This window comes from Pantoea sp. GCM10028869 (assembly GCF_042666835.1).
GTDB lineage: Bacteria > Pseudomonadota > Gammaproteobacteria > Enterobacterales > Enterobacteriaceae > Pantoea > Pantoea leporis.
Window position 1 is genome coordinate 530,555 of the sequence record NZ_JBHTGO010000002.1, and the last position, 10,168, is coordinate 540,722.

Below are 10,168 nucleotides of genomic sequence, written 5' to 3' on the forward strand. Positions count from 1 at the left end.
TATGCACAACCGCGAAATGAAAAGTTTTTTTCTGGGAGGTTTTTATGGCCGGAAGACGACCAAAACCTACCCATCTGAAAGTTGTTACAGGGAATCCCGGCAAGCGCGCTCTCAATAAAAAAGAGCCAAAGCCAGCCCGTGAAATTCCCAGCCCTCCATCACATCTGACCGACTGGGGTAAAACAGCCTGGGGAAAGTTGACCGTTCTTCTTGACGGAATGGGTGTCCTCACGGTTGCGGATACCCTTGCGCTCGAACGGCTCTGCGATCTTTATGCGGAAATTCTGCAATTGCGCCAGATAGTCGATATCGAAGGGCGCACTTATACGACTAAAACCCAGATGGGTGATTTTCTGATTAAAGCAAACCCGGCTGTCGCCATGCTGGCCGATGTTGATCGCCGGTTCAAAAGCTATCTGGTGGAGTTCGGCCTTACACCGGCTGCCCGGTCAAAGGTAAATGCTGATGGTGGAGAAAAAGAAGAAGACCCGCTCAACCAGTTCTTCGGTTGATCCGGCTACACAATATGCCACGGACGTTACCAGCGGCTCAGTCATAGCGGGCCCGGATATTCGCGCTGCCTGCGCCCGGCACCTTCGAGATTTAGAAGAAGGGCCAGAGCGCGGACTATTTTGGGATGTTGAAGCTGTAACTCGGGTCGTTAATTTCTTTGCTCAGGTTCTGAAGCTTAACGGCGGGGAGCATGAGGGAAAACCTTTTATCCTGCTGCCATGGCAGTGTTTCATCGTGGGTTCTTTGTTTGGCTGGAAAGCGGAGGACGGTACGCGCCGCTTTCGCATGAGCTACATCGAATCCGGTAAGGGTTCTGGCAAGTCGCCTTTGGCTGGCGGTGTTGGCCTTTACCTGCTGATGGCAGACAAGGAGCCACGCGCAGAAGTATATGCGGCGGCCACAAAAAAAGACCAGGCGATGATCCTGTTTCGCGATGCGGTAACGATGGTCGATCAGTCGCCCGCGCTGGCGAAGCGCATCACCAAATCCGGCACCGGGCTGAACGTGTGGAATCTAGCGTTCCTGCAGACAGGCTCTTTCTTCAAGCCGATCAGCTCCGATGATGGTCAGTCAGGTCCGCGCCCGCACGGCGCATTGATTGATGAAGTGCATGAGCACAAAACAAACGCCGTTGTAGAAATGATGCGTGCCGGGACTAAGGGACGCCGTCAGGCGCTGATGTTTCTCATCACCAACAGCGGTCACGATAAGACCAGCGTCTGTTATGAGTACCATGAGTACGGGCGCAAGGTTGCTGCCGGTGACCTGGTTGATGACAGTTTTTTCAGCTTCATCTGTTCACTGGATGAGGGCGACGACCCGTTTAAGGACGAAACGTGCTGGGGTAAAGCTAACCCATCACTGGGTCAGACCTTCACGGATAAGTACCTGCGGGAGCAGGTGACGCAGGCGCGGGGCATGCCTTCAAAAGAGAGCATCGTCCGCCGTCTGAATTTCTGCCAATGGGTGGAAGCATCCGATCCGTGGATTGACAGCGACACCTGGATGAACTGCGAACAGGAATTCGACCCCGAGGATTTAGCGGGTGAAGAGTGTTATGGCGGTCTGGACCTGTCAGGCTCACGTGACCTGACGGCGCTTGCGCTTTACTTTCCGAAATCAAAAAAGCTTTTAGTCGAGTTCTGGACGCCGAAAGATTCTCTGCTGGAGCGTGCCAAAACTGACCACGTTCCTTATGACGCCTGGCTGCGTAATGGTTTTATTCACGCGCCGCCGGGTAAGGCGGTCAACTACGGTTTTGTGGCGGTTCGTATCGGTGAGCTGGCGGCCAGATACGATATTAAGTGCATCGCGTTTGACCAGTATCGCATCAAGTATCTGGTGCCTGAGCTTGAGAGCGAGTCTGTGAGCGTTGACCTGGTTCCTCACGGTCAGGGCTTTTATAAGGCGCAGGAGTCCGGTTTGTGGATGCCACGATCAATTGAGCTTTTCGAAGAGCACCTTAATAACCGGGTACTGGTTATCCGGCCTAATCCCTGCCTGCGCTGGAATGCCGCCTCTGCGGTGCTTGAGGCTGACCAGAAGGACAACCGCATATTTGCCAAAAAGAAAAGTACCGGCCGTATCGACGGCGTGGTGGCTTCCGCTATGGCAATAGGTGCAGCAGAGGATGCAGTGCTGGTGGACAGCGGCGATCCTGATGACTTTTTTGATGACCCGATCATGGTAGGTATCTGATGAAGGAAAAAAAACAGCCGGGTCGCATCAAGAGCGCGATTGTGAACTGGCTTGGCGAGTCGATTGGGCTTAATGACGCTGCGTTCTGGCAGGAGTGGTACGGCACAAGCAGCAGCGGCAAGGTCGTGACAGCAGAGAAAGCGCTGGCGCTGGCCTCTGTCTGGGCCTGCGTGCGACTGCTCAGCGAGTCGGTTTCAACCCTGCCCATGAAGGTTTACGAACGTGCTGCCGACGGTTCCCGCAAGCTTGCTCTGAATCATCCGGCCTATCAGTTGCTTTGCCGTCGCCCGAACAGTGAAATGACACCGTCACGATTCATGCTGATGGTGGTTGCCAGTATCTGTTTGCGGGGAAACGCCTACGTTGAGAAAAAGATGATCGGCACCAAGCTTGTTTCGCTTGTGCCACTTCTTCCGCAGAGTATGAAGGTAGAACGCCTCGACAGCGGTGAGCTGCAATATACCTACACCGAAAAGGGCATACCACGCATCATTCCTGTGAAGAACATGATGCATATTCGTGGTTTCGGCCTTGATGGTGTCTGCGGGATGATGCCGATGCGAACCGGGCGTGACGTATTCGGGGCGGCAATGGCTGTCGAAGAATCTGCCGCCAAGATTTTCGAAAACGGTATTCAGACTTCAGGCTTTTTCCTGTCGAAGAATCTGCTGACAAAAGAGCAGCGCCAGAAAAACCGTGAAAACCTTAACCGGTTCGTTGGGTCAAAAAATGCCGGTAAGGTAATGGTCCTTGAAGGCGATATGTCCTATCAGGGCATTACGCTGAACCCAGAAGATGCTCAGATGCTGGAGTCACGTTCGTTCAGCATTGAGGAAATCTGCCGCTGGTTCCGCGTACCGCCGTTTATGGTGGGTCACGTAGACAAGCAAAGCAGCTGGGCGTCGAGCGTAGAGGGCATGAATCTGCTGTTCCTGACGAATACGCTGCGTCCGATGCTGGTAAACATTGAACAGGAGATTTCACGCTGCCTGCTGAACGGTGATGAAGACCTGTTTGCTGAGTTCTCGGTTGAAGGCCTGCTTCGTGCTGACAGTGCCGGACGCTCCGCTTATTACACCACGGCACTGCAAAACGGCTGGATGTCACGTAATGATGTGCGCCGTCTGGAGAATCTGCCGCCAATTGAAGGCGGTGATATCTACACCGTACAGCTGAACCTTACCCCGCTTGAGGACTTGCGCAAAAACAGCATCGAAGCAAGGGCTACTATGTTGCGAGAGGTTCACAATGCCGTTTTCCCGGACATTCCTTTAGAACAGTCACCGCTTAGACAAGCGGCTTAGGAGCAACCCCCATGACATTGAAAAGTCTTCCGGCAGCGCCGGAGGGGCGGCCTTTTGCGCGCGAAAATCGCGATCTGCCGTCATCCGCAATGGAGCGCTGGAACGGCGGTATTAAAGCCGCAAAGCAGGCAGAAAACAGTATTTCCGTCTTCGACGTCATTGGCGCTGACTGGTACGGAGATGGCGTCACCGCCAGTCGCATCGCTGCCGCCCTCCGGTCAATCGGCGGTGCTGATGTTACCGTAAATATCAATTCGCCCGGCGGCGATATGTTTGAAGGTTTGGCAATTTATAACCTGCTGCGCGAGTACGAGGGGAAAGTCACCGTCAAGGTGCTGGGCCTCGCTGCCTCTGCAGCTTCAATCATCGCGATGGCCGGCGATGAGGTCCAGATTGGTCGCGGTGCCTTCCTGATGATCCACAACTGCTGGGTGTATGCGATGGGCAACCGTCACGACCTGCAGCAGATTGCGGCTGACATGGAGCCTTTTGATAAAGCCATGAACGATATCTACGGCGCTCGCACGGGGCTGGATACCGCCACTATCGACGCAATGATGAACGCTGAAACCTACATCGGCGGCAGTGATGCCGTTGATAAGGGATTTGCGGATCGGCTGCTTTCTGCAGATGAAATTGCGGACGACGACGATAGCCCTGCAGCTGCATTACGCAAACTGGACGCGATGCTGGCTAAAACCGATGCACCACGTTCAGAACGTCGAAAACTTCTTAAAGCATTAACCGGCAGCAAGCCAGGCGCTGCTGCCACCCCTGAAGGTATGCCGGGCGCTACCGACGAAATCAACCCTGAAAGTATTGAGCAACTTCAAAACGCGCTGGCCGCGTTCGGCAAATAAGGAATCATCATGTCAGATGTAAATGAGTTACTGAAGAAAGTATCTGCAAAGCTGGAAGAGGTCTCCGGCACCTTCAGCGCTAAGGCTGAAGACGCGCTTAAGGAGGCAAAAAACTCTGGTCAGCTGTCAGCCCAGACTAAAGAAGCGGTAGATAAAATCGCCACTGAGTTCAACGCCCTCAATGATGCGAATAAAACGCTGAAGGCGTCACTCGGTGAGCTGGAACAGCACGTCGCTCAGATGCCTATGAACCACGCGGCCAAAGTTGTTGAAACCGTGGGTCGTCAGGTTATCTCATCTGAAGCGCTTAAGACCTTCACCGCTGGCGTTGAAGGGAATAAACGCATCAGCATTCCGGTGAGTGCAGCACTGGTGTCAGTCGATGTTCCTGGTCAAATTGTTGCGCCTGATCGCCTGCCCGGTATCGACACCCAGCCAAAACAACGACTGTTTATTCGTGATTTGATCGCGCCGGGCCGTACTGCCTCAAACACCATTTATTGGGTGCAGCAGACCGGCTTCACCAATAGAGCTGCTGCAGTGGCTGAAAACACGACCAAACCGTACAGCGACATTGCTTTCGCGGAGAAAATCACGCCAGTCCGCACGATCGCTCACATGTTTAAGGCGGCTAAGCAGATTCTGGATGATATGCCGCAACTGCAGTCCACTATTGATGCAGAGCTTCGCTATGGGCTGAAATATGTTGAAGAGCAGGAGATTCTTTTCGGCGATGGCACTGGTGCACATCTCGACGGTATTGTTCCGCAGGCTTCAGCTTTTGCCGCTGCCTTTGAAGTTGAAAGTCAGAACGGCATCGACGATTTGCGCTTAGCCATGCTTCAGGCTCAGCTTGCGCGATTCCCGGCTTCGGGTCACGTCCTGCACTTCATCGACTGGGCAAAGATCGAATTGACCAAAGACACGCTGGGTCGCTATATACTGGCGAACCCTGCGGCGCTGACGGGGCCAACCCTGTGGGGTCTTCCGGTCGTGGCTACCGAAGCGGCCGCATTTCAGGGCAAATTCCTGACAGGCGCATTCAATGCCGGTGCACAAATCTTTGATCGTGAAGATGCCAACGTTGTGATCTCCACTGAAAACGCCGACGACTTTGAGAAAAACATGATCTCAATCCGTTGTGAAGAGCGTCTGGCGCTGGCCGTTAAGCGTCCTGAAGCGTTCGTTTACGGTTCATTCACCGCACCTGTTTCAGCTGCGTAAAAGCAACGGCGGCCTCCGGGCCGCCTTTCCGGGAGTTACACATGAAACTTCTTCTAGTTAAACCGAATTATTTCGGCGGAACTGTCATTTCTGAAGGCAATACCATTGAGACCGACGAGCAGCATGGTCGCGAGTTGATTAAAAAAGGCTTTGCAAAACTGGTTGAAGACGATACTGCTGCTCTGCCAGAGCCAGAGCCAGAGCCAGAGCCAGAGCCAGAGCCAGAGCCAGAGCCAGAGCCAGAGCCAGAGCCAGAGCCAGAGCCAGAGCCAGAGCCAGAGCCAGAGCCAGAGCCAGAGCCAGAGCCAGAGCCAGCAAAAGGTAAAAACAAGAAAGGCTAAAGACAATGCTTCTGACGCTCGAAGAAATCAAATCACAGTGCCGTCTGGAAAGCGATTTCACTGCAGAGGATCAGCTTCTTGAGCTTCTTGCTCTGGCTGCTGAAGCGAAGGCTGTGACCTACCTCAACCGCAACCTCTATAAAACGGTTGCTGACATTGCCCCGCTTGATACTGACGGCATGGTGATCACCGAAGATATCCGCCTTGCTCTGCTGATGCTGGTCAGTCACTGGTACGAACATCGTAGTTCTGTGTCTGAAGTAGAGATGACAGAGACGCCTCAGGCGTTTGAATTTCTTCTTTATTCACGCCGTCTGCCTGTGTCGGGGTATTGATATGCAGTTAAGGTCATCAAATACCAGCGCTGTATTTACGCTGCCCGATCCCGGTGAACTGAATAAGCGCATTCATTTACGCCAGCGTATAGACCAGGCGGCAGCGAATTATGGCGTTGAGCCGGTTTATCAGAATGAAAAGGATGTGTGGGCAAAGGTCCGGCAGGTCGGAGCCACAACCTATCACGAATCCATTCAGGCTGATGACATCATTACCCATTACATCACGATCCGTTTTCGTCAGGGCATCACTTCTGATTTTGAAGTGGTTTTTGGAGGCAACATCTACAGGGTTAAGCGCCTTCGCGATCTTAACTCCGCTGGCCGTTACCTGCTGATGGAGTGCGAGGAGCTGGGCGCGGTAGATCGCGATGGAGAGATGTATGGCTAAACCACTGCTGCATGTCGATTTCGACCAGCCGAAAGAATTCGTTTTTAACCGAGCCAGGATGCGTAAGGCCTTCGTGAAATTAGGGCAGGTGCATATGCGTGATGCCCGCCGGATGGTGATGCGTAGAGGTCGTTCCTCTCCGGGGGAAAATCCGGGATTTCGCACTGGCAGGCTGGCCCGCTCAATCGGTTACTACGTACCACGGGCATCTAAAAACCGTCCGGGTCTGATGGTGCGCATTGCTCCCAATCAGAAACGTGGCGAAGGCAACCGTCTTATTGAAGGCGATTTCTATCCGGCCTTTCTCTTTTATGGGGTCAGGCGCGGGGCTAAACGCGGTAAAAGCCATCATAAAGGCAAGTCTGGTGGAAACGGCTGGCGTATAGCGCCACGCAAAAACTATATGGCGGAAGTGCTTGAATCCCGCAAGAGCTGGACACGTTATGTCCTCAGCAGGGCGCTTCGTACTTCCCTCAGGCCTGAAAGGAAAAAGAAATGAAGCTGTCTCTGGTAATAGCTGCGCTTCGTGCGCGATGTCCGCGCTTTGCGGGTAACGTAGCAGGTGCGGCGGAATTCAAAGCCATTCCTGAAACCGGGAAAATGAAGCTACCAGCTGCTTACGTGGTGCCGACTGAGGACATCACCGCCGAACAAAAGTCCTTAACCGACTACTGGCAGAACGTCACCGAGGGATTTGCAGTTGTCGTGGTGCTGGACAACACCCGTGACGAGCGCGGTCAGGCATCAGGCTATGACGCGGTGCATGATGTGCGGGGTGAAATCTGGAAGGCTCTGCTGGGCTGGGAGCCGGATGAAGACGCGGGTCCAGTAGCATACTCGGGTGGCCAACTTCTTGATATGGACAGGGGCCGCCTTTATTACCAGTTTGAGTTCATGCTGACACGTGAAATTACTGGTGAGATGACGCGCCAGCAGGACGATCTCAACGCCCTGGATGAATTCAGTGAAATTGATGTCGATGTGGATTTCATCGCCAAAGACCAGAAACCAGACGGCATCATCGAACACAAACTTCGGGTCAACATCAGCGAGTAACCAATGAAACTAAAACCTGTAGCCGGGCGATCAGTTCCTGATCCTGCCCGTGGCGACCTGTTGCCCAAAGAAGGGCGAAACGTCGAAATGAGTACTTACTGGCTCCGCCGTATGAAGGCTGGAGATGTTACGGAAGTCAAAGCAGAGAGCAAGGCTTCTGCAAAAGACGCAACTAAACAAGGTGGCGAGTGATGACTGTCAGCTTTAATCAGGTGCCTTCTGATATCCGCGTGCCGCTGTTCTGGGCAGAAATGGATGCCAGTCAGGCGAACAGCGCGAGTTCAAGCAGCCCGGCACTGTTAATCGGTACTGTGGCGACCACGGCAACGGTTGTGAAAAACTCACTCACTATCATGCCATCAGCTGACCTAGCCGGGAAAATCTGCGGCTTCGGCAGCCAGTTGCACCGCATGGTCAAGCGCTATCGCGCCATCGACCCCTTTGGTGAACTCTGGATTCTGGCAGTAGGTGAATCAACGGGTGCGCAGGCGGCAGGCTCGGTAGTCATTGCAGGCACCGCGCAGGCATCAGGAACGCTCAGTCTTTATATCGGCGTCGAGCGTGTGCAGGCCTCCGTGGTTATTGGCGATGAGGCTGCTGACGTTGCCACTACGCTTGCGGCCGCTATCAATGCGAATGCCAGCCTGCCTGTCACCGCGACCGCCACTGACGGCACCGTTGCAGTCAAGGCTCGGCATAAGGGGCTGACCGGGAACGACATCCCGTTGATGCTTAACTATTACGGCACGGTGGGCGGTGAAACTACCCCGGACGGCATTACCGTGACCATTACAGCGCTTTCTGGCGGCACCGGTTCACCTGACCTTACCGACACCATTGCTGCGATGGGTGATGAGCCGTTTGATTTTATCGGGCTTCCGTTCAGTGATTCAGCTTCCCTAGCGACTATGGCGCTGGAAATGAATGACGGTTCAGGTCGATGGAGCTACGCACGCCAGCTTTATGGCCACGTCTACACGGCTAAAACAGGCCCCCTGTCAGACCTGATTGCCTTTGGCGACACCATGAATAACCAGCATATCACCGTTGCGGGTTATGAAGTGTCCACGCAAACCTGCTGCGATGAGCTGGTGGCGATGCGTACCGCCCGCAATGCGGTATTTATCCGTAATGATCCGGCGCGACCAACGCAAACCGGAGAACTGACCGGGGCATTGCCTGCGCCGAAAGGCACCCGTTTCATTCTTTCAGAGCAACAGTCTCTGCTGACGCACGGCATTGCAACGGCCTATGCAGAGAGCGGCGTGCTACGCATTCAGCGTGATATTACGACCTATCAGCAGAACAGTTACGGCGTGTCTGATGACAGCTATCTGGATAGTGAAACGCTGCATACCAGTGCTTACGTACTGCGCGAACTGAAGAGCGTGATCACCTCCAAGTACCCACGCCATAAACTAGCAAATGACGGCACCCGATTTGGTGATGGTCAGGCTGTGGTGACGCCAGCGGTCATCAAAGGTGAGATGTGCTCGGTCTACAAACAGATGGAGCGATCAGCCATCGTTGAGAACTTTGACCTGTTCAAAACCTATCTGGTGGTGGAGCGCAACGCGGATAATCCAAACCGCGTGGATGTGCTGTTCCCGCCTGACTACGTTAATCAGCTGCGCGTGTTTGCTCTGGTTAATCAGTTCCGTCTGCAATATAGCGAGGAGAGCGAATAATGTCCCGTATTGCTGGTACCACGTATTTCAAACTCGACGGGCTTCAGCTGTCGCTGACGGGCGGCATTGAAGTGCCAATGAACACAAAGATTAATGATGATGTTATCGGCCTTGATGGTTCCGTTGACCGTAAGGAGACGCACCGCGCTCCCTACATCAAAGGCACTTTTAAGGTGCCGAAGGGCTTCCCATTGAGCAAAATTACGGAGTCCGACAGCATGACCGGCACTGCTGAGCTGGCGAATGGTCAGGTGTATGTCCTGACAGAAGCCTGGCTGTTTGGTGAGGCTAACCACAACGCCGAAGAGGGCACGGTTGACCTTGAGTTCCACGGTTCAGAAGGATTTTACCAGTGAAAGAGTTGGTACTGACTAAACCCATTGTGGCGGCAAATGAGACGCTGCATGTTCTTGAAATCCGCGAGCCAACTTATGACGAAGTTGAGCAGTTCGGTATCCCTTTCAGTTACAACGAGTCCGGTGAAATGAAGCTGGACTCCCGCGTAACGCTGAAATATATCCCGGTGCTTGCCGCTATCCCGCGCTCATCGGCGGCAAAAATGACGCTTAAAGATGTCTTTATGGCGTCGATGACGATAGTTGGTTTTTTTACGGGGTCGGAAGCGGCGGAGAGTTCAGAAAACGACTCTACAATACAGCCCACTTCTGGCGCATAAATCCGCTTGAGCTAAAAAATGTCAGCCTCAGCAAGTTTCTCGAAATGGAATCTGAGGCTGTCCGCATCTCTGAGGAAATGAA

Annotated in this window: 14 protein-coding genes; all 14 read left to right on the forward strand. The window is 53.6% G+C overall.

Going from position 1 to position 10,168, the window contains the following annotated elements:
* The first annotated feature begins 44 nt into the window (after positions 1 to 44).
* The 14 genes from ACFQW4_RS06750 to ACFQW4_RS06815 are packed head-to-tail and all read left to right on the forward strand — an operon-like array spanning position 45 to position 10,086.
* Positions 45 to 512 carry a phage terminase small subunit P27 family gene (locus ACFQW4_RS06750; protein WP_039332465.1) on the forward strand — a complete coding sequence of 156 codons (468 nt, stop codon included), beginning with the start codon at positions 45 to 47 and terminating at the stop codon, positions 510 to 512.
* On the forward strand, positions 466 to 2,211 hold the full coding sequence (locus ACFQW4_RS06755) for a terminase large subunit (protein ID WP_377724475.1): 1,746 nt from the start codon (positions 466 to 468) through the stop codon (positions 2,209 to 2,211). Before ACFQW4_RS06750 ends, ACFQW4_RS06755 begins: the two co-directional genes overlap by 47 nt.
* Positions 2,211 to 3,515 carry a phage portal protein gene (locus tag ACFQW4_RS06760; RefSeq protein ID WP_377724477.1) on the forward strand — a complete coding sequence of 435 codons (1,305 nt, stop codon included), beginning with the start codon at positions 2,211 to 2,213 and terminating at the stop codon, positions 3,513 to 3,515. Before ACFQW4_RS06755 ends, ACFQW4_RS06760 begins: the two co-directional genes overlap by 1 nt.
* 11 nt (positions 3,516 to 3,526) lie before the next feature.
* The gene (locus tag ACFQW4_RS06765) at positions 3,527 to 4,375 is read left to right on the forward strand and encodes a head maturation protease, ClpP-related (RefSeq protein ID WP_377724479.1); all 849 of its coding nucleotides are present in this window, start codon (positions 3,527 to 3,529) and stop codon (positions 4,373 to 4,375) included.
* Between the two features lie 9 nt (positions 4,376 to 4,384).
* Positions 4,385 to 5,599, forward strand: a complete 1,215-nt coding sequence (locus tag ACFQW4_RS06770; protein WP_377724481.1) for a phage major capsid protein — start codon at positions 4,385 to 4,387, stop codon at positions 5,597 to 5,599.
* A gap of 41 nt (positions 5,600 to 5,640) precedes the next feature.
* Complete coding sequence (locus ACFQW4_RS06775; RefSeq protein WP_377724483.1) at positions 5,641 to 5,940, forward strand: hypothetical protein; 300 nt, start codon at positions 5,641 to 5,643, stop codon at positions 5,938 to 5,940.
* A 5-nt stretch (positions 5,941 to 5,945) separates the two neighbouring features.
* Positions 5,946 to 6,275 carry a head-tail connector protein gene (locus ACFQW4_RS06780; RefSeq protein WP_377724485.1) on the forward strand — a complete coding sequence of 110 codons (330 nt, stop codon included), beginning with the start codon at positions 5,946 to 5,948 and terminating at the stop codon, positions 6,273 to 6,275.
* Between the two features lies 1 nt (position 6,276).
* Positions 6,277 to 6,666, forward strand: coding sequence for a phage head closure protein (locus tag ACFQW4_RS06785; RefSeq protein ID WP_377724487.1), 390 nt, complete (start codon positions 6,277 to 6,279; stop codon positions 6,664 to 6,666).
* On the forward strand, positions 6,659 to 7,165 hold the full coding sequence (locus ACFQW4_RS06790) for a hypothetical protein (protein ID WP_377724489.1): 507 nt from the start codon (positions 6,659 to 6,661) through the stop codon (positions 7,163 to 7,165). Before ACFQW4_RS06785 ends, ACFQW4_RS06790 begins: the two co-directional genes overlap by 8 nt.
* Positions 7,162 to 7,722, forward strand: a complete 561-nt coding sequence (locus ACFQW4_RS06795) for a hypothetical protein (RefSeq protein WP_377724491.1) — start codon at positions 7,162 to 7,164, stop codon at positions 7,720 to 7,722. Before ACFQW4_RS06790 ends, ACFQW4_RS06795 begins: the two co-directional genes overlap by 4 nt.
* A 3-nt stretch (positions 7,723 to 7,725) precedes the next feature.
* On the forward strand, positions 7,726 to 7,914 hold the full coding sequence (locus tag ACFQW4_RS06800) for a DUF2635 domain-containing protein (RefSeq protein ID WP_192413743.1): 189 nt from the start codon (positions 7,726 to 7,728) through the stop codon (positions 7,912 to 7,914).
* Positions 7,914 to 9,410: a phage tail sheath subtilisin-like domain-containing protein gene (locus tag ACFQW4_RS06805; protein WP_377724493.1), complete on the forward strand. Its 1,497-nt coding sequence runs from the start codon at positions 7,914 to 7,916 to the stop codon at positions 9,408 to 9,410. The genes ACFQW4_RS06800 and ACFQW4_RS06805 overlap by 1 nt, the downstream gene beginning before the upstream one ends.
* The gene (locus ACFQW4_RS06810) at positions 9,410 to 9,766 is read left to right on the forward strand and encodes a phage tail tube protein (protein WP_309835054.1); all 357 of its coding nucleotides are present in this window, start codon (positions 9,410 to 9,412) and stop codon (positions 9,764 to 9,766) included. Before ACFQW4_RS06805 ends, ACFQW4_RS06810 begins: the two co-directional genes overlap by 1 nt.
* Complete coding sequence (locus tag ACFQW4_RS06815) at positions 9,763 to 10,086, forward strand: phage tail assembly protein (RefSeq protein WP_309835052.1); 324 nt, start codon at positions 9,763 to 9,765, stop codon at positions 10,084 to 10,086. The genes ACFQW4_RS06810 and ACFQW4_RS06815 overlap by 4 nt, the downstream gene beginning before the upstream one ends.
* Positions 10,087 to 10,168 lie beyond the last annotated feature (82 nt).

Coding starts and splice junctions, on each gene's coding strand:
- ACFQW4_RS06750 (WP_039332465.1), top strand. CDS start 45: ATGGCCGGAAGACGACCAAAACCTACCCATCTGAAAGTTGTTACAGGG.
- ACFQW4_RS06755 (WP_377724475.1), top strand. CDS start 466: ATGGTGGAGAAAAAGAAGAAGACCCGCTCAACCAGTTCTTCGGTTGAT.
- ACFQW4_RS06760 (WP_377724477.1), top strand. CDS start 2,211: ATGAAGGAAAAAAAACAGCCGGGTCGCATCAAGAGCGCGATTGTGAAC.
- ACFQW4_RS06765 (WP_377724479.1), top strand. CDS start 3,527: ATGACATTGAAAAGTCTTCCGGCAGCGCCGGAGGGGCGGCCTTTTGCG.
- ACFQW4_RS06770 (WP_377724481.1), top strand. CDS start 4,385: ATGTCAGATGTAAATGAGTTACTGAAGAAAGTATCTGCAAAGCTGGAA.
- ACFQW4_RS06775 (WP_377724483.1), top strand. CDS start 5,641: ATGAAACTTCTTCTAGTTAAACCGAATTATTTCGGCGGAACTGTCATT.
- ACFQW4_RS06780 (WP_377724485.1), top strand. CDS start 5,946: ATGCTTCTGACGCTCGAAGAAATCAAATCACAGTGCCGTCTGGAAAGC.
- ACFQW4_RS06785 (WP_377724487.1), top strand. CDS start 6,277: ATGCAGTTAAGGTCATCAAATACCAGCGCTGTATTTACGCTGCCCGAT.
- ACFQW4_RS06790 (WP_377724489.1), top strand. CDS start 6,659: ATGGCTAAACCACTGCTGCATGTCGATTTCGACCAGCCGAAAGAATTC.
- ACFQW4_RS06795 (WP_377724491.1), top strand. CDS start 7,162: ATGAAGCTGTCTCTGGTAATAGCTGCGCTTCGTGCGCGATGTCCGCGC.
- ACFQW4_RS06800 (WP_192413743.1), top strand. CDS start 7,726: ATGAAACTAAAACCTGTAGCCGGGCGATCAGTTCCTGATCCTGCCCGT.
- ACFQW4_RS06805 (WP_377724493.1), top strand. CDS start 7,914: ATGACTGTCAGCTTTAATCAGGTGCCTTCTGATATCCGCGTGCCGCTG.
- ACFQW4_RS06810 (WP_309835054.1), top strand. CDS start 9,410: ATGTCCCGTATTGCTGGTACCACGTATTTCAAACTCGACGGGCTTCAG.